Genomic DNA, 24,762 nt, shown 5'->3' with positions numbered 1-24,762 from the left:
AATGCCCCTATGTTTGCCTATGTTGGATCAAGAACCACGCGCGAGCGCAACGCTCGCGGCGAGGGCATCAGTGTCTACAAAGTGGACCAGGAGCAGGGCACGCTGGCGCTTGTCCAAGTGGTCAAGGCGCTGGTGAACCCGTCTTTCCTGGCCTTGAACAAGGCCGGTGACCGGCTCTACACCGTTCACGGGGACCAGAGCGGCGTGAGCGCCTTCAGCATCGACAAGACGACCGGCAGGCTGACCTTCCTCAACCGGCAGGGCTGCGAAGGCCAGAACCCGGTGCACCTGGCGCTGGACCCTGGCGAGCGATTCCTGGTGGTGTCGAACCACCTTACCGGCTCGCTGGCAGTGCTGAACGTGGAAGAGGACGGGGCGCTCGGGGTGGTCAACCAACTGCTCGAACTGGAAGGACCGATTGGCCCTCATCGGGTCGAGCAGCCGTTCTCCAAGCCGCATTTCAATGTCTTCGACCACACCGGCCAGTTCGTGCTGGTGCCGGACAAAGGCCTGGATCGGGTGTTCAGCTTTCGATTCGACGCGGGCCAGTTGTACCCGGCCGCCCAACCCTTCGTGGCGACTCGCGAGGGGGCTGGGCCGCGGCACCTGGCGTTTCACCCCCACGCGCCGTTTGCCTACGTGATCAACGAACTGGACAGCACCGTCACCACCTATCGCTTCGACGCTCGGACGGGGGCACTGGCAGCGCTTCAGAACCTGCCGTCGTTGCCTGCGACCTTCACCGGCAACAGCCGGGCGTCGGAAGTCGAAGTGGATCGCAGCGGCCGTTTTCTCTACGCCTCCAACCGGGGTTACGACAGCGTGGCGGTGTTTGCCATCGATCCGGACAGCGGTTTGTTGAGCCCGGTGCAATTCACGCCCACCGACGGCAAGACGCCCCGTTTCTTCGCGCTCACACCCAATGGGCAGTTTCTTTTCGCACTCAACGAAGACAGCGACACCCTTGTCTCGATGGCCGTGGACCCGGACACGGGTGGCCTTGCCAGGACAGGGTTTTCGGTTTCGACGGGCAGCCCTGTCTGCATGGTCTTCTCGCCCTGAGCGTTCTGATCCACCCCCTGCAATGACACCAGCAGGTTACCGCCTGCTTCAACGAGGTCGCCATGAACAATAACAAGCCTGATGAAGCCGCGATCGTTCGCAAGGTTACCCTGCGAATCATCCCTTTCGTTTTCCTGCTCTACATCGTCTCCTATCTCGACCGTGCCAACATCGGCTATGCCGCCCTGCAAATGAACAAGGAGCTCGCCCTGTCCAGCGAGGCCTTCGGTTTCATCTCGGGGATCTTCTTCATCGGCTACTTCCTGTTTGAAGTGCCGAGCAACGTGATGTTGAACAAGTTCGGCGCCAGGGTCTGGATCGCCCGCATCCTGGTGACCTGGGGTTGCATCGCCGCCCTGACCGCGTTCGCGCAGACCGCCAACCAGCTCTACATCCTGCGTTTTTTCCTCGGTGTGGCCGAGGCCGGTTTTTTCCCGGGCATCATCGTCTACCTGACCTTCTGGTTTCGCGCCAAGGAACTGGCCACCACGGTGGCGTTGTTCACAGCGGCGATCCCGGTGAGCTACATCATCGGCGCGCCCATGAGCACTTGGATCATGGACAACGTCAGCTGGTTCGACTGGAGCGGGTGGCGCTGGATGCTGTTCCTGGAAGGCATTCCCGCGGTGTTCCTCGGTGTTGCCTGCTTCTTCTACCTGACGGACCGCCCCGAACAGGCCAAATGGTTGAAGCCTGAGGAGCAGCAATGGTTGATCGCCGAGTTGGAGCGCGATCGCCTGAGCCGCAAGGACGTCAAGAGCCTGGGCGTCTACAAGACCATGACCCACCCCAAGGTCCTGTACCTGGCGTTCATCTATTTTGTCTACCAGTGCGGCAGCCTCGGCGTCGGCTACTGGATGCCACAGATCATCAAGGGCTTTTCCGAGTCACTGACCCATACGCAGATTGGCCTGATCGCAATGCTGCCGTACATCGTCGCCACGGCGGCGATGATTCTCTGGTCGCGGCATTCGGATCTGCGCAATGAACGCAAGCTGCATTCGGCCCTTCCATTGTTGATGGCCGCGCTGGGCCTGGTCGGTGCGGCGGTGCTGGGCAATCCATTCCTGGCCATGGCGATGATCTGCATTGCGCTGTCCGGGCTCTACAGTTTCAAATCACCGTTCTGGGCCTTGCCGACGCTGTTCCTGGACCGCGCCACGGCGGCGGTGTCCATTGCGGTGATCAACTCCATCGGCAACCTTGGCGGCTTCGTCGGGCCGTCGCTGATCGGCCTGGTCAAGGGCACCAGCCACAGCGCCGCCAATGGTTTGTTGTTCCTCAGCGCGTTGTTGCTTATTGGCTTCCTGATGACGCTGTTCATGCGGGTGACCAACCGGCCAGCGCCCGACGCCGGGGCGGCCTTGGGGCGCCAGGCCCATTGAGACTGACGCCTTGTCCAGGCAAGGCTTTCACTGAACCAGGAGCAAGCAATGAGTGTTATCAGCCAAGCGGTAATCGATCAGTTGGCGCCGCAAGGCCTGCTGCGGGCAGCCATCAACTTTGGCAATCCGGTGCTGGCGCAAAAGGCTGGGGATGGATCGCCCCAAGGGGTGTCGGTCGCCCTGGCACGGGCGCTGGCCGAGGAACTCGGCGTACGCCTGGAGATGATCACGTTCGATGCGGCCGGCAAGGTCTTCGCGGCACTGGAGGAGGGGGTATGGAACGTCGCCTTCCTGGCGATCGAGCCGGTGCGTGAGGAGCAGATTGCGTTCAGCGAACCCTACGTGATCATCGAAGGGACATACCTGGTGGCTGCGGACTCGCCTTACCGGCAGGTGGAAGACCTGGACCGGCCGGGCCTGCGGTTGGCCGTCGGCAAGGGCGCGGCCTACGATCTGTTCCTTTCCCGGACGCTGGAGCATGCGCAGCTTGAGCGCGCACCGACATCCGCGGGCGCGGTGGATCTGTATGTTGAACAGGGCCTGGATGCGGCGGCCGGCGTACGCCAGCCCTTGGAGCAGGTCGCGGCGCGCAACCCACGGTACCGGGTCCTCGACGGCGCGTTCACGTCCATCCGGCAGGCGATGGCCGTGCCACGTCGCTGCGAAGCCGCAGCGGCCTACGTCCGGGATTTCATCGAGCGTAAGAAAGCCGAAGGCTTTGTCCACGCCGCATTGGCCGCCAGTGGGCAGGCTGACGTGACGGTGGCGCCGTCAGCGTGAAGTGAGAGGAGGGTGGGGCTAGCGCTTTCGAAAGCAACCTCACCCCCCTAGGTTGTGTACGAAACAGTTTGAAACGCAGGTTAGGCAAGGCAAAAACCGGCGAGGAACGACCGGGGTCGCGCTCGACTTGACTGGTTGTCAATGAGCATTCCGAGCCGGTTTTTAACGCCGCATAACCAAGTTTCAGGCTATTTCGTACATAGCCTAGGGCAAACCCGTCAGGTCACCACGCGATAGCACGGGACATACGCCGCGCCGCCGGGCAGTTTCATGCGGTGCTGGGCGACGAAGGCCTGGAGCAGGCGGTCGAGGGGTTCCATGATGGCGGGGTCGCCGTGGATCTCGTACGGCCCGTGTTCCTCGATCAGGCGAATGCCCTTGTCCTTGACGTTGCCTGCCACGATGCCCGAGAACGCCCGGCGCAGGTTGGCGGCCAGTTCGTGGGGCGGCAAGTCGCGGCTCAGGCCCAGGCTGGCCATGTTGGCGTGGGTCGGGTCGAACGGGCGCTGGAAGCCTTCGTCGATCTTCAGCAGCCAATTGAAGTGGAACGCGTCGTTGCGCTCGCGGCGGAACTGCTTGACCTCCTTGAGGCCCTGGGTCATCTGCCGCGCCACTTCGGCCGGGTCATCGATGATGATCTGGTAATGCTTCTGCGCCGCTTCGCCCAGGGTCGCGCCGACAAAGGCGTGCAACTGGTCGAGGTACGGCGCCGCGCTTTTCGGCCCGGTGAGGATCACCGGGAAGGGCAGGTCCTGGTTGGACGGGTGCATCAGGATGCCCAGCAGGTAGAGGAACTCTTCCGCGGTGCCGGCACCGCCCGGGAAAATGATGATGCCGTGGCCGACGCGCACGAAGGCCTCCAGGCGCTTCTCGATGTCCGGCAGGATCACCAGCTCATTGACGATCGGGTTCGGCGCCTCGGCGGCGATGATGCCCGGTTCGGTCAGGCCCAGGTAGCGACCACCGTGGATGCGCTGCTTGGCGTGGGCAATGGTGGCGCCTTTCATCGGGCCCTTCATCACGCCCGGACCGCAGCCGGTGCAGATGTCCAGGCTGCGCAGGCCCAGCTCGTGGCCGACTTTCTTGGTGTACTTGTATTCTTCGGTGTTGATCGAGTGCCCGCCCCAGCACACGACAATCTTCGGCTCCACGCCAGGGCGCAAGGTGCGGGCGTTGCGCAGCAGGTGGAAGACGTAGTCGCTGATGCCCTGGGACGAGCTGAGGTCGATGCGCTGGCTGTCCAGTTCGTTTTCGGTGTAGACGATGTCGCGCAGGGCGCTGAACAGCATTTCCCGGGTGCTGGCGATCATTTCACCGTCGACGAAGGCATCGGCCGGTGCGTTCAGCAGCTCCAGGCGCACGCCACGGTCCTGCTGGTGAATACGGATCTCGAAGTCCTTGTAGGCTTCGAGGATAGTCTTGGCGTTGTCGACATGGGCGCCGGTATTGAGGATAGCCAGGGCGCACTGGCGGAAGAGGGTGTAGATACTGCCGGAACCGGCTTCACTCAGTTGCTGGACTTCGCGCTGGGACAAGGTCTCCAGGCTGCCCTTTGGGCTCACCGAGGCATTGATTACATGTCTTTGAGTCATTCAGCGTTCCTTGAAAACGATGCCGTGCACACAGAGGCGGCATCTTGAAAAATACGTCCACGGGCAAAGATCGCACGATCCTTGCGGTATCGCCATGGGCTTTGATCCGGATCCTTCGGGTCGGTTGCCGCACACAATGCGCCCCAGCATAGCTAAATCGACCGGGCAGGCGATAATGCGCGACTCTTTTCATGTCATACAAGGAAATTACCCCGCGATGTTCGAGATCAAACCGTGGGACGCCGGGACCTACCGCCAGCAGACCCGACGCAGCACCTTCATCCTGGCCGTGACGTTCCTGGCGCTGGCGATGTTGCTCTCCAGTCTGGCCGTGATGCTGTTCGGCACGCCCGGAGGCGACAACCTGCGCTTCAATCTGGGTGGCGTGATCGTCGCGGTGCTGGCGATGGTCGCATTGCTGCGCGGGTACTTCTGGTCGCAGCCGTGGATGGCCGCGGCGGTGTACGGTTGGCAGCTCAAGCGCAGCCTGATGAGTGTTACCAATGTCATGCACAAGGTGAAGGCCGGCGTGCAGGCCGAGGACCCGGCGGCGATGAAACTGCTGCGGTTCTATCACCTGGGTCTGGCCCAGATGCATCAGCTGGACGCCAACTCCAGCGACCAGGGCTCGTTGGCCCGCGAAGCCGATGACCACCTGGCGAAGATGCAGGCGCTGGGCCTGGAGGGCGAACAACCTCGCCTGGATCCGGCCTGGATCGAAGCGGTTAAACGCGTGCCGGGCGGGCGTTGATCGGCCCGGAGGCAGGCACTGGGTCGAGGGGATCCGCCCGTCGGTTGGTCGCCAGGAAAATCAAACCGGCGTGACCGAGCGTCATTCTCATGTCCTGTCATGGACAGGAGAAACGACATGCCAGGTAAAAGCGTTTATTCAACGTGGGCAGTGCTGTGCGCAGCAGTGGTCGGCTTGACCGGCTGCGCGGGCGGTAACACCGACTCGCCAGTGAGCGCGCCGGGAGTGGCGAAAACGCCGACCACCGCGGCGCTGGAAGTGGGGGCGGGGCTGATGCAGGACAAACCTGCGCTGCGGGCGCTCGACACCTACCTCGACGGCTTCCACTTCTACAACGGCCGGATGTCCGGGCAAATGGAGGCGCATCACTACTGCTCGGCGCTGAACGAGGAAGTGTTCCAGTGTGCGATCTTCGATGGCAATACGTCCGGTGCCAAGTTGATGGGGGTGGAATACATCATCAGCAAGCGTTTGTTCGAAGGGTTGCCGGCCGCTGAAAAGCAGCTCTGGCATAGCCACGTGCATGAGGTGAAGTCCGGGCAGTTGATCGCGCCCGGGATTCCCCAGGTGGCCGAAACCCGCCTGATGGAAAACCTGATCGGCACCTACGGAAAGACCTGGCATACCTGGCACACCGAGTCGGGTCAGGCCCTGCCTTATGGCGTGCCGCAATTGATGATGGGGTTCACCGCCGATGGCCAGATCGACCCGCAACTTGTGCGTGAGCGGGACAGTCGGATGAACGTGGACAGCGACGCCAGGAAAGCGGCCCGCGCCGGTATAAAGACCCCGGCGATAGATAAGGGCGCGGACGCCTGGCAAAGAGGGCAGGTATTTCAAATCAAGGGGCCGGCGGGTGTACCCGCGCATGAATAACAGGTCGCTATGACGGTTTGTCATAAGGGACGGTTTGTTATAAGGATAGTTGTTCGGCATTTGTTTAAACGCGGTGGCGGTGTTGTTCTGTTTGAAGTTGACGATAAAAGCGCGCAGCGCTCAAGTGTTTGATTCCCCGGCACCAGGGCGCAGCCAGGCTGCGCCCCAGCGGATCTCAAGGATTAAGACTTCCTGCCACCGCCGCCTTGGCCGCGTTCGTTGCCTTTGCTGCCGGCGCCAGAGCCTTTCTGACGGTCGTTGGTGTTGTTGCCGCCCGACGCCTGTCCGCCTTTCTTACCGGCTTCAGATGCTTTATCACGATCATTTGCGAAGTTGCCTGGGTTTTTGTTTCCGCTGTTAGCCATTTCGAGAATCCTCAGTGTGGTTTAAAGCGAGCAACGTGCCTCGCATTAAATGTGAAAGGCCAGCGGCGGAGTAAGTTTAAAAAAAGCGTTGTGCTGGCGACGAGTGGTCGTACTTTTTTAATTAAGGTGTTATTTTTCCGCTTCGTTTCGTTGTTGTTGGAGATTGAGGGTTTTTATCAGTAACGACGGCACTATCATGTTGAATGATGCCGCGCGCTTAATCTTCGCCGCCGCTGACTTTCCAATGCCTGGCGTCCGCCGGGAACACCACCTGCTCGACCCGATGGGCGATGCCGAAAGCCAGGGAGTTCTCTGCCGGGATGACCCGCTCCTCGTTGCACAGGCACTTGAAGATATCCAGCTGAGTGGCGGCCCCGGCGGTTTCCTTGACGTAGATTTCCACGTACCGCGCCACGTCGTTGTCCAGGCTGGACAGGTATTCGCGCAAGCGCGAGTGATCCACCGATTTCTGCCCGAAATACCAGTTCATGGGATGGATCAGAAAGCGTGAATGGGGCGTGGTGGTGCGGTCGCTGGCGGCCAGGTACATGACGATGCCCATCGACTCGATATTGCCGGCGTTCACCGCACGCACCGGCACCGGCAAGGACTTGATGAAGGTGTACAAGGTAAACCCGAAGTTGGTGCTGCCGCCCACCGTGGACAGATTGAGCATCAGCGAGTCCGCGCCTTTCTCGATGGCTTCCAGGCAATTGTCGCGGAAGCGCTCGGTGGTCCCCTGATCGATCTGGCAATGAAAATGGACAATGTGTTCGGACATCGGAGACTCCTGTCGATTTCACGCGTGTGGTGTTGCGCGAGCGCACAGTTTTGGGAGTTCAGCCTCGGCCGGATGTTCCTGATGGACGAGCCGTCGTTCGTGACCGTCAGTACCCGAACTTCGCCTCGCAGGCTTGCGTGGCTTGCGCCACCCGCTTCAGAAACATCGTCAGCCCGGCTTCTTCTATGCTCAGGCCCTTGCGCACCCGAGGCTTGGGCAGTTCCTTCAGTGTGCCGAGCAGGAAACCTTCCAGCACCGCAGGGTGAATGTAGCATTTGCGACAGACGCTCGGCGTGTTGCCCAGTTGCCGGGCGACCTGCTTGACCATTTCGGCGACGTGTTTTTTCGCTTCGGTCTCGGTTTCCCAATGCAAGGCCCGCAGCCCGGCCAGGGCCGCCGCGCTGCCGGCCCAGGTGCGGTAGTCCTTGGCGGTGAAATCGGCGCCGGTGAGGGACTTGAGGTAAGCATTGATGTCCGATGAGCTGACGGTGTGGCGCTCGCCGTCTTCATCGAGGTACTGGAAAAGGTTTTGCCCGGGGATTTCCTGGCAGCGCTTGATGATCCGCGCCAGGCGCCGGTCTTTCACGGTGATCTGATGCTCGACGCCGCTCTTGCCTCGGAACTGGAAAGCGATGGCGCTGCCGTTGACCTCGACATGCTTGTTGCGCAGGGTGGTCAGGCCGTAGGAGCGGTTTTCGCGGGCGTACTGGGGATTGCCGACCCGGATCAAGGTCACGTCCAGCAAGGTGATCACCGTCGCCAGGACTTTGTCGCGGCTGAAGCCGGGCTGGGCCAGGATTTCCTCCAGGCGCTTGCGCAAGCGGGGCAGGGCACGCCCGAACTCCAGCATCCGCGAATACTTGTCCGCGTCGCGCACTTCACGCCAGCGCGGATGGTAGCGGTACTGCTTGCGGCCACGGGCATCGAGGCCGGTGGCCTGGAGATGACCGCGCGGGTCGGTGCAGATCCACACATCGGTGTAGGCCGGCGGCACCACGAGGGCATTGATGCGCTGGATCTCGGCCGCGTCGGTAATGCGTTGGCCCGCGGGGTCGAAATAACAGAATTTGCCCCGCAACTTCTTGCGGGTGATGCCGGGCGCCGTGTCGTCGACGTAATGCAGGTCGGGCGGCAGGGCATCCGGGGACAGGGTGTCGGGCATGAAAAAATCCTTGGCAGCAAATCCGGTGGCCTATGGAGGATGGACCGCGGGCCCGAGCGGTCGTGCCAAGTTTCTCAAGCTGCCGGTCACCCTGGTGGGAGCGAGCTTGCTCGCGAAAGCGGAGGGGCGGCTGGAATCGAAGTTGAATGTGCCGCCGTCTTCGCCAGCAGGCGGGCTCCCATGGTAGATCGGCGACCTAAGCCAGCACCGCCACGGCCTTGATCTGCGCCCAAAGCGCCTGCCCCGGATGCAACTTCAACTGATCACGGGAATAACGCGTGATACGCGCCAGCAGCGGCGTCCCACCCGCCTCCACGCGAATCAGCACATGAGCGGCATTATCAGCGGCCAACTCACTGACCACCGTGACCGGCAGACGATTGAGGATGCTGGTCTGGGCATCGTTCGCCAAACTGAGGCTGACGTCCCGCGCCTGAACCTTGAACCGCAACGGTTGCCCCAGCCCCAGCGGCGTGTGGGTCACGCGGATGTTCAACTGGCTGTCGGGCAGGTTCAGCGTCAGCAGTTGATAAGCCGGGTCATAGCCGCTGACCTTGCCCTGGATCATCACGCCGGCGTCATCGCCCAGGGCCAGCGGCAGGTCGAGGCGGGCCAGGGTTTCGCCGATCGGTCCGCTGGCCAGGGCGCGACCGGCCTCGAGCAGGACGATATGGTCGGCCAGGCGCGCCACTTCGTCCTGGGAGTGGCTGACGTAGAGCACCGGAATGTCCAGCTCATCGTGCAGCCGTTGCAGGTACGGCAGGATCTCGTTCTTGCGCCGGGTGTCGAGGGACGCCAGCGGCTCATCCATCAGCAACAGTTGCGGGCTGGTCAGCAGGGCGCGGGCAATGCCGACCCGCTGGCGTTCACCGCCGGACAGGTTGTGTGGCTGGCGATCGAGCAAGTGACCGATGCCCAGCAGCTCGGTTGCCTGTTCCATCACCACGCGGCGCTGGCCGGGGGCGATGCGCTTGAGGCCGAACGCCAGGTTGTGCCGCACCGACAGGTGGGGGAACAGGCTGGCTTCCTGGAACACGTAGCCCAGGGCTCGTCGATGAGGCGGCACGAACACCCGGCGTGCGGCGTCTTGCCAGACCTCGCCGTTGACCTCGATGAACCCCTGTGCCGGTCGCTCCAAACCGGCGATGCAGCGCAGGCAGGTGGTCTTGCCGGAGCCGGATTGGCCATACAGCGCAGTCACGCCACGGCCTGGCAGTTGCACATCCAGGTCGAGGGAAAAGTCCCCGCGATCGAGCTGAAAACGCGCGTGGATCATCGATCAGCTCCAACCGGCACGGCTGCGGCGGCTGGAGTACAGCGCCAGCAGCACCACGAATGAAAACACCAGCATGGCCGCGGCCAGCCAGTGGGCCTGGGCATATTCCAGGGCCTCGACATGGTCGTAGATCTGCACCGAGACCACTCGGGTCTTCTCGGGAATGTTGCCGCCGATCATCAGCACCACGCCGAACTCGCCGACGGTGTGGGCGAAGCCGAGGATCGCGGCGGTCACGAACCCGGGCCGGGCCAGCGGCAGGATGACGCTGAAAAACGTGTCCCAGGGCCCGGCCCGCAGCGTGGCGGCGACTTCCAGGGGGCGGCTGCCGATGGCGGCAAAGGCGTTTTGCAACGGCTGCACCACGAACGGCATGGAATAGATCACCGAGCCGATGACCAGCCCGGTGAAACTGAAGGTGAGGGTGCCCAGCCCGAGGGCCTGGGTGAACTGGCCGATCCAGCCGTTGGGCCCCAGCGCCAGCAGCAGGTAGAAGCCGATTACCGTGGGCGGCAGCACCAACGGCAGTGCCACCACCGCACCCACCGGCCCGCGCAGCCAGGACTGTGTCCGTGACAACCACAGGGCAATGGGTGTACCGACGAGCAACAGGATCACCGTGGTCAACGACGCCAGTTTCAGGGTCAACCAGATGGCGGCGAAGTCGGCGGTGGTCAGTGGCATTTAGCGTTGGTAACCGTAGGCTTGGATGATGGCGGCGGCTTTCGGACCCTTGAGGTAATCCACCAGCGCGGCGGCGGCGGGGTTATCCCGGCCCTTGCTGAGGATTACGGCGTCCTGTTTGATCGGGTCGTGCAACTCGGCTGGGACGATCCACGCCGAACCGCCGGTCACCTTGCCATCCTTGTAGATCTGCGACAAGGCCACGAAGCCGAGTTCGGCGTTGCTGGTGGAGACGAACTGATAGGCCTGGGTAATGTTCTGGCCTTCGACGATCTTGCCCTTGACCTGGGCGGTCAGCCCCAGCTTGTCCAGCACCTGGGTGGCAGCCAGCCCGTAGGGCGCGGCTTTCGGGTTGGCGATCGACAGGTGTTGGAACGCGTTGTCCTTGAGCACCTGGCCCTTGGCGTCGACGTAGCCGTCCTTGGCCGACCACAGCGCCAGGGTGCCAATGGCGTAGGTGAAGCGCGAGCCCTTGACGGTATCGCCTTCGCTTTCGAGTTTGGCCGGGGTGGTGTCGTCGGCGGCAAGAAAGACTTCGAACGGCGCACCGTTCTTGATCTGCGTGTAGAACTGGCCGGTTGCGCCATAGGCCGCCACCAGTTTGTGGCCGGTGTCTTTTTCGAAGTCGGCGGCCATGGCCTGGATCGGCGTGGTGAAGTTGGCGGCGACCGCCACTTGTACTTCATCGGCCTGGACGGTGCCGACGGCCAGGAAGGTGCTCAGCAACAACGGCAGTAAAGGGGTGGGACGCATTGAAGACTCCAAGGGGTGGGGTGAGTTCGCTGTATACGGAAATATATAGCGAATGCCCGACAAACGGAATGCGACTTTTTGCGACAGGTTCGTAAGCAGCGGCGCAGCTTTCGCGAGCAAGCTCGCTCCCACAGGGAGGGTGTTGGATTCAACCGGTCCCTTGTGGGAGCGAGCTCGCTCGCGAAGCAGCTCTACCCGGCGACGCTCAACCCAAGACGCGACCCGGGCCGTGGAGCCGCGCCAGCGTCTCATCGGCCAGTCGCCGGGTCAGTTCGCCCGCCGGTAACTCGCGGCCCAGGGGAAACGCCTGGCCGGCCCAGAGGTTGCTGAAATCGGCCTCATCCTTGGCGCGCAGCGGCATCAGTGCGCCACCGGCGAGGGGGAAGGCCGGGGCCAGCGGGCTCATCGGGCCCACTTCGCGCATCACCCGATTGACGATGCCCCGAGCCGGGCGGCCGGTGAACAGGTTGGTCACGGCGGTCTGGCTTTCCTTGGCGGTACGCAACGCGCGGTGATGGGACGGGCTGACCTTGGCCTCCGGCGTGAACAGGTAGGCGCTGCCCAGTTGCACCGCCGAGGCGCCCAGGGCAAACGCCGCGACGATCCCGCGCGCATCGCCAATGCCACCGGTGGCGATCACCGGCACCTTGACCGCGTCCACCACCTGCGGCAGCAAGGCGAACAGGCCAACCTGGGTGTTGAGGTCATCGCTGAGGAACATGCCGCGATGGCCGCCGGCCTCGTAGCCCATGGCGATGATCGCGTCGCAACCTTGCTGTTCCAGCCAGACCGCCTCTTCGACGGTGGTGGCCGAAGAGAGGATTTTCGCGCCGGTGGCTTTGACCCGCGCCAACAGGGATTTTTCCGGCAGGCCGAAGTGAAAGCTGACCACCTTGGGCCGCATCTGCTCCAGCACGCGGCAGGCCGCGTCGTCGAATGGCGTGCGGTTGGACACCGGCGTCGGCGCGTCGAAGTCGGCGCCCAGTTCCTGATAGTAAGGTTTGAGCCGCTGCTTCCAGGCCTCGGCGCGTTGTGCGTCGAACGCCGGCGGCTGGTGGCAGAAGAAGTTCACGTTGAACGGTTTGTCGGTCTGTTCGCCGATGCTCGTCAGCGCCTGGCGCAGTTGCTCGACGTCGAGCATCGCCGCCGGCATCGAGCCCAGGCCGCCGGCATTGCAGGTGGCGACCACCATGGCCGGCCCGGTAACCCCGGCCAGTGGCCCCTGGATGATCGGCAGCTCGATACCGAGCAGGTCAAGGATGCGAGTGTCTGGCCACTGGCTCATGGTGCGGGTCTCCGACGGCAGAAGGAAACAGCGGTTTTAACAGGTGTGAGCGGGCCAGGGCCAGTCGAGTTTTTCAATCCGGCCCTGGCGCTTGATCCCGATGGCGAGCGGGTTACCATGCAGGTTCACTTTCAAGGAGCCCGAGGCATGGACGTAAAACTCAAGACTGTCGAACCCTTCAGCGTCGCCGGCCTGCAGGTGCGCACCCGCAACGCCGACGAGCAGCAGCCCGACACCGCCAGGATCGGCCCGATGTGGCAGCGGTTCTTCACCGAAGGCTTGTTCGACGCGATCCCGGCCAGGCAGTCGGAGTCGTTCGTCTACGGCGTGTATTCCAACTATGAGTCCGACGCCACTGGCCACTTCGATGTGACGGCGGGCGTGCAGGTCGATGCGACGAGCGCCGGCTACCCCGCCGTGGACATCGAGGGCGGGGATTACCTGGTGTTCTCGGCCAAGGGGCCGATGCCCGATTGCGTGATCCAGACCTGGGGCCTGATCTGGGCGTATTTCGCCGACAACCCGCAAGCGGTACGCCGTTTCACCACCGATTTCGAGGTCTACAGCGGTCCTGAATCGGTGGCGATCTACATCGGTGTTCAATCCCCCGACGAGCGTTCGCGCGCCAGCAACTGACGCTTGCGCTCCACGCCCCAGCGATAGCCCGACAGGTTGCCGTCGCTGCGCACCACCCGGTGGCAAGGGATCGCCACCGCCAGGCTGTTGGCACCGCAGGCCTGGGCCACCGCCCGCACGGCCTTGGGCAGGCCGATGCGCTGGGCGATCTCGGCGTAGCTGGCGGTGCTGCCGGGTGGAATGTCCCGCAGGGCTTGCCAGACACGCTCCTGGAACGCCGTGCCGCGCAGGTCCAGGGGCAGGTCCAGGCCCAGCGCCGGCGCTTCGACGAAGCCCACGACCTGGGCGATCAACTGCTCGAACGCCCGGTCGGCGCCGATGAGGTTGGCGCGGCGGAATTTGTCTTGCAGGTCCCGCACCAGGGCATCCGGGTCATCGCCCAGGAGGATCGTGCACACGCCACGCTCGCTCTGTGCCACCAGGATCGCGCCAAGGGAGCATTGGCCGACGGCAAAGCGAATGTCGGTGTTCTGGCCGGCGGCGCGGTAGTCGGTGGGTTTCATGCCGAGGAGTTTGTCGGCCGCCTCATAGAAGCGGCTGTTGGAATTGAACCCGGCGTCGTACAGCGCGTCGGTGACGCTGCTGCCGTCGGCCAGGCGTTCACGCAGCTTGCGTGAGCGGTGAGCGGCGGCATACGCCTTGGGCGTCAGGCCGGTGACCGCCTTGAAGACTCGATGAAAATGAAATGGGCTCAGGCCCGCGTGCTGCGCCAGTTCGCTCAGGCTCGGCAGCGTCTCGGCCGTCTCGATCTGCCGGCACGCGCCGGCGATGCGCGCGGCGTGCTGGGCGGCGACCTGGGTCTGGTCCCGAGCGGTGCGCTTGCTCGGACGGTAGCCCGCGGCCTCGGCCTGTTGCGCGGTGTCGAAGAACTCGACGTTGCGCGGGTTGGGCCGGCGCGACAGGCTGCTGGGGTGGCAATAGATCCCGGTGGTCTTCACGCCATAGACGAATTGCCCATCGGCACGAGGGTCGCGGGCGAGCACGGCGGCCCAGCGTGGATCCTGTTCGGCGGCGAGGTGTTTCGAAGTGCTGTTCATGGTCGTTCTGTCCATTGGCCCGTTTTGCCTACAGTAGCGAGCCTGCGAGGCGACGACACTCCGGGTCTTGCGGTCGAATTCTGCACCCTCAACCGGCGGTGCGGAAGGTCAGGTTGATCCGCTGGGCGCCCAGGGCCGGGTGCAGGCCTTCCTTGAGCGCCAGCACGCCGTGATAGCGCAACCGGTCGACGCCGCCCCAGACCACGATGTCGCCATGGAGCAGGGCGATGCGCTGACACTTGTCGCCACGCTCGAACCCGCCGAACTGAAACACCGCCGGCAAGCCCAGGGAGACCGAGACGATGGGCGCATCGAGGGCACGTTCGTCCTTGTCCTGGTGCAAGGACATCCGCGCGCCGGGTACGTAGCGGTTGATCAGGCAGGCGTCCGGCTCGAAGCCTTCGAACTGGGCGTGGCGGGCGGCCGCTTGGGCCAGCTCGCGGAACACCCCCGGCATCTCGGGCCAGGGCTGGCCGCTCTGCGGGTCGTGGGCGGTGTAGCGATAGCCCCTGCGGTCGGTGGTCCAACCCAAGGCACCGCAACTGGTCAAGGCCACCGACATGGTAAAGCCACCGGGAGTGACCATCTGCCGGAAGGGCGCAGCCTGCAATACCTTTTCCAGTGCGGGCAGCAGACGCTCCAGCCATGGCAGGGCGAACCCGCGCAACACGAACGATTGCTGGCCGATCGGCTCGGTCCGCCCGGACGTGGTGGGGGCCTGGTCCGCGAACAGGTCCAGGGTGACCGGCGTGTCGTTACTGCGCATCATGAAAGATGATTCCCAAGGTGTGGCGGCGGCCGCTGTGCACGCGGCTGACGCCATGGCGCATGTTCACCCGATAATACCCGCGAACGCCCTGGACCGGTCGCTGGTGCACGGCAAACACCAGTGCATCGCCCTGTTTCAGATCGACGACCTGGGGCCGTGACTGTTGGCGCGGGCGCTGTTCGGTCAGGCCGAACTCACCGCCGGTGAAGTCGCGGCCCGGCTCCGACAGCAGGATCGCCACTTGCAACGGGAACACGTGCTCGCCGTACAGATCCTGGTGCAGGCAGTTGTAGTCCTGGGGGTCGTATTGCAATAACAGCGGTGTAGGGCGCTGCTGCCCGGCGGCATGGCAGCGCTGGATGAAGTCGCCGTGGGTGGTGGGGTAGCGCACCGTCAGGCCCATGTGTTCATTCCAGCGGTTCGCCAGCGGCACCAGCAGCGGGTACAACGATTCGCGCAGTGGCTGGACGATGTCGGGCAGCGGGTAACGGAAATACTGGTATTCGCCGCGGCCGAACCCGTGACGGGCCATGATCACCCGGGAGCGGAACAGCGCGGGCTGCGCGTACAAGTCGCTGAGTTGTCGGCATTGCGTTACGGATAACAGATTGCGCACGACAGCGCTGCCGTCCTGATCGAGGCTGTCTGTCAGGGCTGGCCAGTCGATTGCGGCGAGGGAGTGGGCGAGCGAAGGGGGGAGAGGGTGCATGATGACCAACCTGAACGCGTAGGATGGGCCAGTTTGCCGAGCGTTCCATCGCCCGCCACCCCGGATCTTGCGTTGACAATCCTCGCCACACCTCTCTCCCGGACCACTAACTGCACAGGTGCCTACAGCGCCTTGCTGACCTTGACGTCGGTGATCACATCGTCGGTCTTGCCGTGCAGCGCCTGCAGAGCGGCCAGGGCTTCTTCTTGGGTGCCGGTTTCCAGTTGCGCGAATTCGAAACGACGTTCGTCGTTGAGCTTGTACTTGATGACGTATTTGGTCGTCTGGGCCACGGTTTTGCCTGTCATGAAGGTGGGGGATGCTTCAGCTCAGCTTGGAGCTGGAGCGCCGGATGATCTTGATCTTGTGGGTCAGGGTCGGCTTGCGCGTGACGCTGATGGCCCGGCGGCTGACGGTGTCGATGGTAATGTTCCAGAAACCGGTGCTCGGGGCGGTAATCCGCGCCGGGAAGGTATCGAACGCACCGCCGTGGTAGGTGTGCCGGCCGCCGTTCTTGAAGCTGCGGAAGTTGGCGTCGTTCATCAGCCGGATGTTGCACATTTGGGAGCATTCGATGACGACGATGTCGTCTTCGTTCAGGTGCTCGCGCTGGTGGATGAATTTCATGGGCGCCTCCAGAAGGGCTTTTTCTACAAAATCAAACGATAGCAAGGACAATGGTGTGCAGTTTATCAGCCTCAAGGGGTAATATCCGGCCCGCGTCCCAGGCTTTGGTCATTTATTGCAGGAAGCGCAAAAAAAGACGGTGGGCGCTGGAGAAAAACAGCGTTTGCACTGTCCGACGATCTTTATCGGAGGAAACATATGAAGCGCAGCGTGTGGGTGTTGGCATTGGCCTTGGGTGGATGTGCGTCCGTATCGGACATCAACCAGACGCCGCCCACCATGAGCGTCATCTCCGGCAAGAAACCCCATGAATATGCCAAGTGCGTTGCCGACCACCTGGCCAGCAGCCGTGGCCCGCTGCAGATGGAGCCGCACAAGAACGGCGTGCGGCTGATCGTTCCTGGCAAACTGTCGTCCCTGCCGGCGGCGGTGTTCGACATCGACGAGCGTTCCAGCGGCAGCAGCATCAAGTTGCACGAAAGCATGTCCAACGTGCCGGTGCGTCCTGGTGATGTGCAGGACGCGGCCAACGCCTGTATTTCCGGCTGAGTTACTTACACACCACCACGACACTGCGGCTGGTGTAGTTGCCGACATCGACCCCCAGGGTCTTTTCGCTTTCCTTTGCCTGTGGTGTGCCATCGGTGCCGACGATGCGGTAGCCGGTGCCCGCGCACGACGCATCGGCTTTTTCATAGCACGTGGCCCAGGAATTGGCTTCGCCCGAGCAGTCGATGCTCAGGCCTTGCTCACCGTTGGCCAGGTAGGTTTTTTCCGCCGAGGCACAGCCCGCCAGGGCCAGGACTGTAAACAGCGCCAGAAGTGTTTTCATCGGGATCGTCATCGAGAGGGAAAGGGCAGTCGCGAGGTTATAGCGAATGGCCATTTCGGTACAGCTAAACCAGCCTCGTTCGATGCCCGGTAGGCATCTACTTGAGGCTGGGCTGCTTATTTCTTGCGGCGAGGGCGGGCCGGGGCGCTCTCACGCTCTTTGGCCGCAGGAGCAGGGCGCTCGTCCTGGAACACTGCGGCCACTTCCACGGCCATCGTCTTGGTCGGCAAGGGGCCGGCGACCTGTTCACCGTGGTAGTTGATAATCCACCATTGGCCGTCCTTGCCCTGGCTGACCGAATAACCGTTTGCGTTTCTTGTTGCCGACATCTAGCTGCCTCATTGGCGGGATCAAGGTCGCCATGATACGTCAAATGCTCGCAAACAGGGCTCATGAGCGTAGAGTGGAGCCCCGCAGCCATCGAAATGAAAGACGATTGAACTATCCGCCGTTTTTTATTTCTCTATGATGGCATCGGTTGGCCAGCGTGGGCATTGTAAGGTTCCCGCCGCCTGATTAGACTGCGCCGAAACTCGTACACACCGCCTTTTCAAGGACTTATATGATCAAGAAATGCTTGTTCCCAGCAGCCGGTTACGGTACTCGCTTCCTGCCAGCGACTAAAGCCATGCCTAAAGAAATGCTGCCGGTGGTGAACAAGCCACTGATCCAGTACGGCGTCGAAGAGGCCCTCGATGCGGGCCTGACGGAAATCTCCATCGTGACTGGCCGTGGCAAGCGCGCGCTGGAAGACCATTTCGACATCAGCTACGAGCTGGAAAACCAGATCAAGGGCACCGACAAGGAAAAGTACCTGGTCGGTATCCGCAAACTGCTGGACGAGTGCTCGTTCTCCTACACCCGCCAGACCGAAATGAAAGGCCTGGGCCACGCGATCCTGACCGGTCGCCCGCTGATCGGTGACGAACCGTTCGCCGTGGTCCTGGCGGACGACTTGTGCGTCAACCTCGAAGGCGACGGCGTGCTGACCCAGATGGTCAAGCTGTACAAGCAGTTCCGCTGCTCCATCGTTGCAATCCAGGAAGTCGACCCGCAGGAAACCAACAAGTACGGCGTCATCGCCGGCGAAATGATCCGCGACGACATCTACCGCGTACACAGCATGGTTGAAAAACCAAAGCCAGAAGACGCCCCGTCGAACCTGGCGATCATCGGCCGCTACATCCTGACCCCGGACATCTTCGACCTGATCGAACAGACCGAGCCAGGCAAGGGCGGCGAAATCCAGATCACCGACGCCCTGATGAAGCAGGCCCAGAACGGCTGCGTCATGGCCTACAAGTTCAAGGGCAAGCGTTTCGACTGCGGCGGCGCCGAAGGCTACATCGACGCGACCAACTTCTGCTTCGAGAACTTCTACAAGACGGGCAAGGCTTACTGATCGCCTGCGCCACGCCTTGAAAAAACGCCCCGACTGGTTCGGGGCGTTTTTTTTTGCCTGGTGAAAGGCGCTCCCCATACAAAATGTGGCGAGGGGATTTATCCCCGTTGGGCTGCGAAGCAGCCCCAGGCTGTCAACGCAATCTACCGGTTCATCTGGTTCAGGGCCGCTTCGCGCCCCAACGGGGATAAATCCCCTCGCCACAATTGATTCGGGATTGCTACCTGAGCGGTGGGCCTCGTCTGCTCGGGCTGGCATTTTTTATTTTCCATCCCCATAACTATCGAAACGCAACGCTGGCCAGTAACAGCAGGTATGCTGATGGCCTGCCGAAGGAGATAGAAAATGGCCTACGATTTTGACTTGTACGTGATTGGCGCCGGTTCCGGTGGGGTGCGGGCCGCGCGGTTCGCCGCCGGTTTTGGCGCCAAGGTGGCCGTGGCGGAGAGCCGTTACCTGGGCGGGACCTGTGTGAACGTCGGCTGTGTGCCGAAGAAGCTGCTGGTCTACGGCGCACACTTTGCCGAGGACTTCGAACAAGCTTCGGCCTATGGCTGGACCGCCGGCGAGGCAAGCTTCGATTGGGCCACGTTGATCGCCAACAAGAACCGCGAAATCAGCCGTCTGAACGGCATTTACCGCAATTTGCTGGTCAACAGCGGCGTGGTGCTGCACGAAGGCCATGCACGGCTGACCGGGCCCAATGAAGTCGAGATCAATGGCCAGCGCTACACCGCCAGGCACATCCTGATTGCCACGGGCGGCTGGCCGATGATCCCGGACATTCCGGGGCGCGAGCATGCCATCAGTTCCAACGAGGCATTCTTCCTCAAGGAACTGCCCAAGCGGGTCATCGTGGTCGGCGGTGGCTACATTGCGGTGGAGTTCGCCGGGATTTTCCATGGCATGGGCGCGCAAGCGTCGCTGCTCTATCGCGGCGAGCTGTTCCTGCGCGGCTTTGACGGCGCGGTGCGCAAGCACCTGGCCGAAGAGCTGACGCGCCGTGGCCTGGACCTGCAGTTCAACGCCGATATCGAGCGCATCGACAAGCTGGATGACGGCAGCCTCAAGGTCACGCTCAAGGACGGTCGTACCTTGCTCACCGATTGCGTGTTCTACGCCACCGGTCGACGTCCGATGCTCGACAACCTCGGCCTGGAAAACACCGGCGTGACCCTCGACGACAAAGGCTTTGTGCAGGTGAACGAACAGTACGAAACCGCCGAGCCTTCGATTCTGGCCATTGGCGATGTGATCGGTCGCGTCCAGCTCACGCCGGTCGCCCTGGCCGAGGGCATGGCCGTGGCGCGGCGGCTGTTCAAGCCTGAGCAGTATCGCCGGGTGGACTACCGGATGATCCCCACGGCCGTGTTCAGCCTGCCGAACATCGGCACGGTGGGCCTGACCGAGGAACAGGCCCGAGAGGCAGGCCACCCGGTGCAGATTTTCGAAAGCCGTTTCCGGCCGATGAAGCTGACCCTGACCGACTGTCAGGAACGCACCCTGATGAAACTGGTGGTCGATGCCCACACCGACAAGGTGCTGGGCTGCCACATGGTCGGCCCGGATGCTGGCGAGATCGTCCAGGGCCTGGCCATCGCGCTCAAGGCCGGCGCCACCAAGCGTGATTTTGACGAAACCATTGGCGTGCATCCGACGGCCGCCGAAGAGTTCGTTACCCTGCGTACGCCCACCGCCTGATGCGCCAACAAGGCTGCGATCTTTCGTGCAAGCACGTCGGATCGCAGCCTTCGCCGTCGCCCACAGATTTCTTCTATCTATAGCGTTTCCTGATAGCCAAAACCAATCATTCGCATGAGCTTTGCCAATGAGCCAGGCCGGGAATGAGTGGGTAAGATTCTCTCCATCAACTTTTCAACCCTGACGGAGAAACATCGATGCCTATCATCAACAGCCAAGTTAAACCGTTCAAAGCTACCGCCTTCAAAAACGGCGCATTCGTTGAAGTCTCGGACGCTGACCTGAAAGGCAAGTGGTCTGTCGTATTTTTCTACCCAGCCGACTTCACCTTCGTTTGCCCAACCGAACTGGAAGACCTGGCCGACAACTACGCCGAGTTCCAGAAACTGGGCGTCGAGATCTACAGCGTGTCCACCGACACTCACTTTGCCCACGCAGCCTGGCACAACACCTCGCCAGCCATCGGCAAGATCCAGTACACCATGATCGGCGACCCGACCCTGGCCATCTCCCGCAACTTCGACGTGCTGATCGAAGACGCTGGCCTGGCTGACCGCGGTACCTTCGTGATCAACCCGGAAGGCCAGATCAAGATTGTTGAAATCAACGACGGCGGCGTAGGCCGTGACGCTTCCGAGCTGCTGCGCAAGATCAAGGCTGCCCAGTACGTTGCCGCTCACCCGGGCGAAGTCTGCCCAGCCAAGTGGAAAGAAGGCGAGGCCACCCTGGCTCCGTCCCTGGACCTGGTCGGCAAGATCTAAGTCCATGCATCATCCGAGGGCGAACCAGCTCTTGATCTAAGTAAGCCGCTTCGCCCCCAAAAACGCCCGGGCGAGATTCGCTCGGGCGTTTTTTTTCTGAATTCAAAACATGGAAATCGCCCGTATGTTGGACGCCAATCTTAAAGCTCAGTTGAAGTCATACCTGGAACGGGTCACCCAGCCGATCGAGATCGTCGCATCCCTCGACGACGGTGCGAAATCCCAGGAAATGCTCGCCTTACTCAAAGACGTTGCCAGTCTTTCCGACAAGATTACCTTGCTCGACGACGGCACCGATGCGCGCAAGCCATCGTTCTCGTTGAACCGCCCGGGAGCCGAGATCAGCCTGCGCTTTGCCGGCATCCCCATGGGCCATGAATTCACTTCGCTGGTACTGGCCTTGCTGCAAGTCGGCGGCCACCCGTCGAAGGCCAGTGCTGAAGTCATCGAACAGATTCGCGCACTCAAGGGCGAATTCAACTTCGAGACGTATTTCTCGCTGTCGTGCCAGAACTGCCCGGACGTGGTCCAGGCGCTGAACCTGATGGCGGTGCTGAACCCGAATATCCGCCACGTGGCCATCGACGGTGCGCTGTTCCAGGCTGAGGTTGATGAGCGTCAGATCATGGCCGTGCCGAGCGTGTACCTCAATGGCGTGAACTTCGGCCAGGGCCGCATGGGCCTGGAAGAAATCCTGGCCAAGATCGACACCAGCGGCATCGAACGCCAGGCTGAGAAAATCAGCGCCAAGGACGCTTTCGATGTACTGGTGGTCGGCGGTGGCCCGGCTGGTGCTTCAGCGGCGATCTACGCGGCCCGCAAAGGCATCCGCACGGGTGTGGCGGCCGAGCGCTTCGGCGGCCAGGTGCTCGACACCATGGCGATCGAGAACTTCATCTCGGTCCAGGAAACCGAAGGGCCGAAACTGGCCGTCGCCCTGGAGGAACACGTCAAGCAATACGACGTGGACATCATGAACCTGCAGCGCGCCGAGGCCTTGGTGCCGGGGCAGGAGGGGGCGCTGCACGAAGTCAGGTTCGCCAGTGGCGCGAGCCTCAAGGCCAAGACGGTGATCCTGGCGACCGGCGCGCGCTGGCGCGAAATGAACGTGCCGGGCGAGCAGCAGTACCGCAACAAGGGCGTGGCGTACTGCCCGCACTGCGACGGTCCGCTGTTCAAGGGCAAGCGTGTGGCGGTGATCGGCGGCGGTAACTCCGGTGTCGAAGCGGCCATCGACCTGGCCGGTATCGTCGCCCACGTCACCTTGCTGGAGTTCGATGTGCAATTGCGGGCCGACGCGGTGTTGCAGCGTAAACTGCACAGCCTGCCGAACGTGACCGTGATCACCAACGCCCAGACCACTGAAGTGACGGGCGACGGCCAGAAGGTCAACGGCCTGCGCTACAAAGATCGTCCAAGTGGTGACGTACGGGACGTGGCGCTGGAAGGGATCTTCGTGCAGATCGGCCTGTTGCCTAACACCGACTGGCTCAAAGGCACTGTGGAGCTGTCCCCGCGTGGCGAGATCATCGTCGATGCCCGAGGGGAAACCTCGATCCCGGGCGTGTTCGCCGCCGGTGATGTGACCACCGTGCCGTACAAGCAGATCGTGATCGCGGTGGGCGAGGGCGCCAAGGCCTCGCTGAGTGCCTTCGACCACCTGATCCGTACCTCTGCGCCGGCGTAGGTTGTCGCTGGAAAAAACAAAACCCCATGGGCCTGGCCCATGGGGTTTTGTTTTGGATCATGCATCACCCAGTGGGAGCGGTGGTGAGGTTCACAGCGGCGCCGGCTGGATGATTTCGACCCAGTAGCCATCCGGATCCTTGATGAACGCGAGGCTTTTCATGCGACCATCGCTCAGGCGCTTCTGGAAGTCGCAGCCCAGTGCTTCAAAACGCTCGCAAGCCGCGACGATGTCCGGCACCGAGATGCAGATATGGCCGAATCCGCGAGGGTCGGTGTTGCCATTGTGGTAGGCGAACGCCGGGTCGTTTTCGGTGCCATGGTTGTGGGTCAGTTCGAGGATGCCGGGGATCGACTTCATCCATTCGGTGCGCGCCGCGGCATCTGCCGGAATCTGCTTCTTGTCCACCAGGGCCAGGAAGTACAGGCTGAATTCGGCCTCCGGGAAGTCGCGTTTCTCCACCAGGGAAAAACCCAGCACACGGGTGTAGAAGTCCAGGGACTTGGTGATGTCCTTGACTCGCAGCATGGTGTGGTTGAAGACGAATTGGGCCGTGGCGGCGTCCGGTTGGGCGGTGACGCCAGGGAAAGTATCGAGTTCGTGCAGGCTCATGGGCCCTCCGGAAAATAAGTGGGGCAAACGCCGTCGCAGCAGGCCGCGACGGTTCCTGGGCTTGCGTAAAACGGCTTCCTTGCAGGCGTGCCCATGATACGCAAGGGGCGCGGCATCGCCAAACCGCGCGTGGCTATTGCCTGGTCCGGCGGCGGGCTTCAGACTTTACGCTTCGTCCTTGAGTGCCAACGCAATGATTCGACCGTTCCTTTCGCTGTTTGTCCTGCTCATTGCCACCGTTACGGGCACCGGCGTCCAGGCGGACGAACCGCAGGTGGCGTGGCCCCAGGGGTGGGTCGTCGAACCGCTGCCCGCCGCCACCGATGCTCCGGCAGCAGTGGGTACCTTGCGCCAGCGAGCCACTAAAAACGATTCGGCCGGCAATGCGGTGATGGTCATGGAACTGACCACGACCCCCGTCGAGCCTGATCATCAGGTCAACTTGCAAGGCGTGTTGCTGGAAATGCGCAAGTCCATCCAGAAGGATTTTTTCCAGGGCGGTTACCAAAGTGTCTGCAATAAGATCCATGCCGCCATGTTGGGTGGAGTAACAGCATTGGAAACCACTTGCACCATCACCCAGAACGGACGACACGTATTGTCCCAGGCTCTCGTTGCGGCACTAAATGGGGGTAAGGCTTATGTGCTGTCCTATGCGGGACAGGCACAGGTATTTGTTGAAAGCCAGGATGAAGTGCAGTCGGTACGAAACAGCCTGAAACTATAAGGCGTTCAGCGCAATGTGCCGGTGTAAACAAAAGTGTGCTCCATAAAAAAGCCCTGAATGATTCAGGGCTTTTTTGCAGGCCGTTTGCTGTCAGCCACGCAACCAGGAATCGACAGTGGCCGCGCCATACTGTTCTTTCCAGGCTTTCAGGCCGCGGTGGTTGCCGCCCTTGGTCTCGATCAGTTCGCCCGTGTGCGGGTTCTGGTAGACCTTCACCACTCGCGCACGGCGGGTCTTGGTGGGTTTGTTCGATTGCAGGCTGGCCTTGGACGGGTTCGGGTCGAGGATCGCGACGATGTCGCGCAGGCTCTTGCCGTAGGTTTTCATCAGTCCCTGGAGCTTTTCTTCGAATTCGATTTCTTTCTTGAGCCCGGCGTCGTTCTTCAGTGATTCCAGCTGCTTGAGCTGTTCTTGAAGGGCCTTTTCGGCTGCACGAAATTCAGCGAGTCTGGACAAAATCGTTACTCCAATCAGAATGTTTGGCTGATATCAACCGCAAACAAAGCCACA

The 24,762-nt window shown here is 62.1% G+C and carries 29 protein-coding genes; 12 read left to right on the top strand and 17 right to left on the bottom strand.

Features of this window, described 5'->3' with window-relative positions; genetic code table 11:
- Positions 1 to 9 precede the first annotated feature (9 nt).
- The 3 genes from V5F23_RS16160 (at position 10) to V5F23_RS16150 (ending at position 3,227) form a co-directional block, all read left to right on the top strand.
- Positions 10 to 1,062 carry a lactonase family protein gene (locus tag V5F23_RS16160; RefSeq protein ID WP_047738909.1) on the top strand — a complete coding sequence of 351 codons (1,053 nt, stop codon included), beginning with the start codon at positions 10 to 12 and terminating at the stop codon, positions 1,060 to 1,062.
- Positions 1,063 to 1,124: 62 nt separating this feature from the next.
- Positions 1,125 to 2,447, top strand: a complete 1,323-nt coding sequence (locus tag V5F23_RS16155; RefSeq protein ID WP_047738908.1) for an MFS transporter — start codon at positions 1,125 to 1,127, stop codon at positions 2,445 to 2,447.
- A 48-nt stretch (positions 2,448 to 2,495) separates the two neighbouring features.
- Positions 2,496 to 3,227: a transporter substrate-binding domain-containing protein gene (locus V5F23_RS16150; protein ID WP_047738907.1), complete on the top strand. Its 732-nt coding sequence runs from the start codon at positions 2,496 to 2,498 to the stop codon at positions 3,225 to 3,227.
- A gap of 218 nt (positions 3,228 to 3,445) precedes the next feature.
- Here V5F23_RS16150 and ppnN read toward each other — a convergent pair whose 3' ends face one another.
- On the bottom strand, positions 3,446 to 4,819 hold the full coding sequence (ppnN, locus tag V5F23_RS16145) for a nucleotide 5'-monophosphate nucleosidase PpnN (protein ID WP_042730350.1): 1,374 nt from the start codon (positions 4,817 to 4,819) through the stop codon (positions 3,446 to 3,448).
- A 217-nt stretch (positions 4,820 to 5,036) separates the two neighbouring features.
- Here ppnN and V5F23_RS16140 point away from each other — a divergent pair, with 217 nt between their 5' ends.
- Positions 5,037 to 5,570, top strand: a complete 534-nt coding sequence (locus V5F23_RS16140; RefSeq protein WP_042730351.1) for a DUF3087 family protein — start codon at positions 5,037 to 5,039, stop codon at positions 5,568 to 5,570.
- Positions 5,571 to 5,687: 117 nt separating this feature from the next.
- Positions 5,688 to 6,446, top strand: a complete 759-nt coding sequence (locus V5F23_RS16135; RefSeq protein ID WP_042730352.1) for an OBAP family protein — start codon at positions 5,688 to 5,690, stop codon at positions 6,444 to 6,446.
- Between the two features lie 182 nt (positions 6,447 to 6,628).
- Here the strand turns inward: V5F23_RS16135 and V5F23_RS16130 are convergent, their stop codons facing one another.
- From V5F23_RS16130 to V5F23_RS16100, 7 genes are all read right to left on the bottom strand, one after another.
- The gene (locus tag V5F23_RS16130; protein WP_042730353.1) at positions 6,629 to 6,811 is read right to left on the bottom strand and encodes a general stress protein; all 183 of its coding nucleotides are present in this window, start codon (positions 6,809 to 6,811) and stop codon (positions 6,629 to 6,631) included.
- 217 nt (positions 6,812 to 7,028) lie between these two features.
- Positions 7,029 to 7,592, bottom strand: coding sequence for an ATP-dependent Clp protease proteolytic subunit (locus V5F23_RS16125; protein ID WP_042730354.1), 564 nt, complete (start codon positions 7,590 to 7,592; stop codon positions 7,029 to 7,031).
- Between the two features lie 106 nt (positions 7,593 to 7,698).
- Complete coding sequence (locus tag V5F23_RS16120) at positions 7,699 to 8,754, bottom strand: DNA topoisomerase IB (RefSeq protein WP_042730355.1); 1,056 nt, start codon at positions 8,752 to 8,754, stop codon at positions 7,699 to 7,701.
- 196 nt (positions 8,755 to 8,950) lie between these two features.
- Entirely contained in the window at positions 8,951 to 10,030 is a 1,080-nt protein-coding gene (gene modC, locus V5F23_RS16115) for a molybdenum ABC transporter ATP-binding protein (RefSeq protein ID WP_042730356.1), read from the bottom strand.
- A 3-nt stretch (positions 10,031 to 10,033) separates the two neighbouring features.
- Positions 10,034 to 10,714, bottom strand: a complete 681-nt coding sequence (modB, locus tag V5F23_RS16110) for a molybdate ABC transporter permease subunit (protein ID WP_042730357.1) — start codon at positions 10,712 to 10,714, stop codon at positions 10,034 to 10,036.
- Positions 10,715 to 11,467, bottom strand: a complete 753-nt coding sequence (gene modA, locus V5F23_RS16105; RefSeq protein ID WP_338495592.1) for a molybdate ABC transporter substrate-binding protein — start codon at positions 11,465 to 11,467, stop codon at positions 10,715 to 10,717.
- Between the two features lie 205 nt (positions 11,468 to 11,672).
- On the bottom strand, positions 11,673 to 12,752 hold the full coding sequence (locus V5F23_RS16100; protein WP_047738902.1) for a nitronate monooxygenase family protein: 1,080 nt from the start codon (positions 12,750 to 12,752) through the stop codon (positions 11,673 to 11,675).
- A gap of 147 nt (positions 12,753 to 12,899) precedes the next feature.
- Here V5F23_RS16100 and V5F23_RS16095 point away from each other — a divergent pair, with 147 nt between their 5' ends.
- Complete coding sequence (locus V5F23_RS16095) at positions 12,900 to 13,388, top strand: GyrI-like domain-containing protein (protein ID WP_042732069.1); 489 nt, start codon at positions 12,900 to 12,902, stop codon at positions 13,386 to 13,388.
- On the opposite strand, the gene ada is transcribed toward V5F23_RS16095, so the two are convergent.
- The 5 genes from ada to V5F23_RS16070 form a co-directional block, all read right to left on the bottom strand.
- Positions 13,352 to 14,425: a bifunctional DNA-binding transcriptional regulator/O6-methylguanine-DNA methyltransferase Ada gene (gene ada / locus V5F23_RS16090; RefSeq protein ID WP_338495590.1), complete on the bottom strand. Its 1,074-nt coding sequence runs from the start codon at positions 14,423 to 14,425 to the stop codon at positions 13,352 to 13,354. The genes V5F23_RS16095 and ada overlap by 37 nt on opposite strands.
- A gap of 88 nt (positions 14,426 to 14,513) precedes the next feature.
- On the bottom strand, positions 14,514 to 15,194 hold the full coding sequence (gene alkB, locus V5F23_RS16085; protein WP_338473603.1) for a DNA oxidative demethylase AlkB: 681 nt from the start codon (positions 15,192 to 15,194) through the stop codon (positions 14,514 to 14,516).
- The gene (locus tag V5F23_RS16080) at positions 15,181 to 15,903 is read right to left on the bottom strand and encodes a 2OG-Fe(II) oxygenase (RefSeq protein ID WP_338495589.1); all 723 of its coding nucleotides are present in this window, start codon (positions 15,901 to 15,903) and stop codon (positions 15,181 to 15,183) included. Before V5F23_RS16080 ends, alkB begins: the two co-directional genes overlap by 14 nt.
- Positions 15,904 to 16,025: 122 nt before the next feature.
- Positions 16,026 to 16,211 carry a hypothetical protein gene (locus tag V5F23_RS16075; RefSeq protein ID WP_042732066.1) on the bottom strand — a complete coding sequence of 62 codons (186 nt, stop codon included), beginning with the start codon at positions 16,209 to 16,211 and terminating at the stop codon, positions 16,026 to 16,028.
- Between the two features lie 16 nt (positions 16,212 to 16,227).
- Positions 16,228 to 16,530 carry a DUF1883 domain-containing protein gene (locus V5F23_RS16070; protein ID WP_030142225.1) on the bottom strand — a complete coding sequence of 101 codons (303 nt, stop codon included), beginning with the start codon at positions 16,528 to 16,530 and terminating at the stop codon, positions 16,228 to 16,230.
- A gap of 198 nt (positions 16,531 to 16,728) precedes the next feature.
- On the opposite strand from V5F23_RS16070, the gene V5F23_RS16065 reads away from it, so the two are divergent.
- Complete coding sequence (locus V5F23_RS16065) at positions 16,729 to 17,079, top strand: hypothetical protein (RefSeq protein WP_042732065.1); 351 nt, start codon at positions 16,729 to 16,731, stop codon at positions 17,077 to 17,079.
- 1 nt (position 17,080) lies between these two features.
- Here the strand turns inward: V5F23_RS16065 and V5F23_RS16060 are convergent, their stop codons facing one another.
- Together V5F23_RS16060 and V5F23_RS16055 are read right to left on the bottom strand one after the other, a co-directional pair.
- Positions 17,081 to 17,362, bottom strand: coding sequence for a hypothetical protein (locus V5F23_RS16060; RefSeq protein ID WP_042732071.1), 282 nt, complete (start codon positions 17,360 to 17,362; stop codon positions 17,081 to 17,083).
- Positions 17,363 to 17,478: 116 nt separating this feature from the next.
- Positions 17,479 to 17,691 carry a hypothetical protein gene (locus V5F23_RS16055; protein ID WP_042732064.1) on the bottom strand — a complete coding sequence of 71 codons (213 nt, stop codon included), beginning with the start codon at positions 17,689 to 17,691 and terminating at the stop codon, positions 17,479 to 17,481.
- Positions 17,692 to 17,924: 233 nt separating this feature from the next.
- Between V5F23_RS16055 and galU the strand changes: the two genes are divergently transcribed.
- The 4 genes from galU (at position 17,925) to ahpF (ending at position 22,913) form a co-directional block, all read left to right on the top strand.
- The gene (galU, locus tag V5F23_RS16050) at positions 17,925 to 18,764 is read left to right on the top strand and encodes a UTP--glucose-1-phosphate uridylyltransferase GalU (RefSeq protein WP_003182953.1); all 840 of its coding nucleotides are present in this window, start codon (positions 17,925 to 17,927) and stop codon (positions 18,762 to 18,764) included.
- Between the two features lie 345 nt (positions 18,765 to 19,109).
- The gene (gene gorA / locus V5F23_RS16045) at positions 19,110 to 20,465 is read left to right on the top strand and encodes a glutathione-disulfide reductase (protein WP_042731982.1); all 1,356 of its coding nucleotides are present in this window, start codon (positions 19,110 to 19,112) and stop codon (positions 20,463 to 20,465) included.
- Between the two features lie 197 nt (positions 20,466 to 20,662).
- On the top strand, positions 20,663 to 21,226 hold the full coding sequence (gene ahpC / locus V5F23_RS16040) for an alkyl hydroperoxide reductase subunit C (protein ID WP_212802689.1): 564 nt from the start codon (positions 20,663 to 20,665) through the stop codon (positions 21,224 to 21,226).
- Between the two features lie 124 nt (positions 21,227 to 21,350).
- The gene (gene ahpF / locus V5F23_RS16035; RefSeq protein ID WP_338495584.1) at positions 21,351 to 22,913 is read left to right on the top strand and encodes an alkyl hydroperoxide reductase subunit F; all 1,563 of its coding nucleotides are present in this window, start codon (positions 21,351 to 21,353) and stop codon (positions 22,911 to 22,913) included.
- A 90-nt stretch (positions 22,914 to 23,003) separates the two neighbouring features.
- Here the strand turns inward: ahpF and gloA are convergent, their stop codons facing one another.
- Positions 23,004 to 23,525: a lactoylglutathione lyase gene (gene gloA / locus V5F23_RS16030; RefSeq protein WP_338495582.1), complete on the bottom strand. Its 522-nt coding sequence runs from the start codon at positions 23,523 to 23,525 to the stop codon at positions 23,004 to 23,006.
- A gap of 193 nt (positions 23,526 to 23,718) precedes the next feature.
- Here gloA and V5F23_RS16025 point away from each other — a divergent pair, with 193 nt between their 5' ends.
- On the top strand, positions 23,719 to 24,252 hold the full coding sequence (locus V5F23_RS16025) for a DUF4946 domain-containing protein (protein WP_338495580.1): 534 nt from the start codon (positions 23,719 to 23,721) through the stop codon (positions 24,250 to 24,252).
- A 90-nt stretch (positions 24,253 to 24,342) separates the two neighbouring features.
- Here the strand turns inward: V5F23_RS16025 and V5F23_RS16020 are convergent, their stop codons facing one another.
- Positions 24,343 to 24,708, bottom strand: a complete 366-nt coding sequence (locus tag V5F23_RS16020) for a histone-like nucleoid-structuring protein, MvaT/MvaU family (RefSeq protein WP_042731978.1) — start codon at positions 24,706 to 24,708, stop codon at positions 24,343 to 24,345.
- Positions 24,709 to 24,762 lie beyond the last annotated feature (54 nt).

The sequence above is a fragment of the Pseudomonas sp. WP18 genome, from assembly GCF_036689585.1.
GTDB classification, from domain to species: Bacteria; Pseudomonadota; Gammaproteobacteria; order Pseudomonadales; family Pseudomonadaceae; genus Aquipseudomonas; species Aquipseudomonas chlororaphis_E.
The sequence above is the reverse complement of the archived record's forward strand: the minus strand, read 5'-3'. Positions and strand labels throughout refer to the sequence as shown.

Excerpts from the sequence above, each read along its gene's own strand:
- V5F23_RS16160 (WP_047738909.1), top strand. The coding sequence starts at position 10 with ATGTTTGCCTATGTTGGATCAAGAACCACGCGCGAGCGCAACGCTCGC.
- V5F23_RS16155 (WP_047738908.1), top strand. The coding sequence starts at position 1,125 with ATGAACAATAACAAGCCTGATGAAGCCGCGATCGTTCGCAAGGTTACC.
- V5F23_RS16150 (WP_047738907.1), top strand. The coding sequence starts at position 2,496 with ATGAGTGTTATCAGCCAAGCGGTAATCGATCAGTTGGCGCCGCAAGGC.
- ppnN (WP_042730350.1), bottom strand. The coding sequence starts at position 4,819 with ATGACTCAAAGACATGTAATCAATGCCTCGGTGAGCCCAAAGGGCAGC.
- V5F23_RS16140 (WP_042730351.1), top strand. The coding sequence starts at position 5,037 with ATGTTCGAGATCAAACCGTGGGACGCCGGGACCTACCGCCAGCAGACC.
- V5F23_RS16135 (WP_042730352.1), top strand. The coding sequence starts at position 5,688 with ATGCCAGGTAAAAGCGTTTATTCAACGTGGGCAGTGCTGTGCGCAGCA.
- V5F23_RS16130 (WP_042730353.1), bottom strand. The coding sequence starts at position 6,811 with ATGGCTAACAGCGGAAACAAAAACCCAGGCAACTTCGCAAATGATCGT.
- V5F23_RS16125 (WP_042730354.1), bottom strand. The coding sequence starts at position 7,592 with ATGTCCGAACACATTGTCCATTTTCATTGCCAGATCGATCAGGGGACC.
- V5F23_RS16120 (WP_042730355.1), bottom strand. The coding sequence starts at position 8,754 with ATGCCCGACACCCTGTCCCCGGATGCCCTGCCGCCCGACCTGCATTAC.
- modC (WP_042730356.1), bottom strand. The coding sequence starts at position 10,030 with ATGATCCACGCGCGTTTTCAGCTCGATCGCGGGGACTTTTCCCTCGAC.
- modB (WP_042730357.1), bottom strand. The coding sequence starts at position 10,714 with ATGCCACTGACCACCGCCGACTTCGCCGCCATCTGGTTGACCCTGAAA.
- modA (WP_338495592.1), bottom strand. The coding sequence starts at position 11,467 with ATGCGTCCCACCCCTTTACTGCCGTTGTTGCTGAGCACCTTCCTGGCC.
- V5F23_RS16100 (WP_047738902.1), bottom strand. The coding sequence starts at position 12,752 with ATGAGCCAGTGGCCAGACACTCGCATCCTTGACCTGCTCGGTATCGAG.
- V5F23_RS16095 (WP_042732069.1), top strand. The coding sequence starts at position 12,900 with ATGGACGTAAAACTCAAGACTGTCGAACCCTTCAGCGTCGCCGGCCTG.
- ada (WP_338495590.1), bottom strand. The coding sequence starts at position 14,425 with ATGAACAGCACTTCGAAACACCTCGCCGCCGAACAGGATCCACGCTGG.
- alkB (WP_338473603.1), bottom strand. The coding sequence starts at position 15,194 with ATGATGCGCAGTAACGACACGCCGGTCACCCTGGACCTGTTCGCGGAC.
- V5F23_RS16080 (WP_338495589.1), bottom strand. The coding sequence starts at position 15,903 with ATGCACCCTCTCCCCCCTTCGCTCGCCCACTCCCTCGCCGCAATCGAC.
- V5F23_RS16075 (WP_042732066.1), bottom strand. The coding sequence starts at position 16,211 with ATGACAGGCAAAACCGTGGCCCAGACGACCAAATACGTCATCAAGTAC.
- V5F23_RS16070 (WP_030142225.1), bottom strand. The coding sequence starts at position 16,530 with ATGAAATTCATCCACCAGCGCGAGCACCTGAACGAAGACGACATCGTC.
- V5F23_RS16065 (WP_042732065.1), top strand. The coding sequence starts at position 16,729 with ATGAAGCGCAGCGTGTGGGTGTTGGCATTGGCCTTGGGTGGATGTGCG.
- V5F23_RS16060 (WP_042732071.1), bottom strand. The coding sequence starts at position 17,362 with ATGAAAACACTTCTGGCGCTGTTTACAGTCCTGGCCCTGGCGGGCTGT.
- V5F23_RS16055 (WP_042732064.1), bottom strand. The coding sequence starts at position 17,691 with ATGTCGGCAACAAGAAACGCAAACGGTTATTCGGTCAGCCAGGGCAAG.
- galU (WP_003182953.1), top strand. The coding sequence starts at position 17,925 with ATGATCAAGAAATGCTTGTTCCCAGCAGCCGGTTACGGTACTCGCTTC.
- gorA (WP_042731982.1), top strand. The coding sequence starts at position 19,110 with ATGGCCTACGATTTTGACTTGTACGTGATTGGCGCCGGTTCCGGTGGG.
- ahpC (WP_212802689.1), top strand. The coding sequence starts at position 20,663 with ATGCCTATCATCAACAGCCAAGTTAAACCGTTCAAAGCTACCGCCTTC.
- ahpF (WP_338495584.1), top strand. The coding sequence starts at position 21,351 with ATGTTGGACGCCAATCTTAAAGCTCAGTTGAAGTCATACCTGGAACGG.
- gloA (WP_338495582.1), bottom strand. The coding sequence starts at position 23,525 with ATGAGCCTGCACGAACTCGATACTTTCCCTGGCGTCACCGCCCAACCG.
- V5F23_RS16025 (WP_338495580.1), top strand. The coding sequence starts at position 23,719 with ATGATTCGACCGTTCCTTTCGCTGTTTGTCCTGCTCATTGCCACCGTT.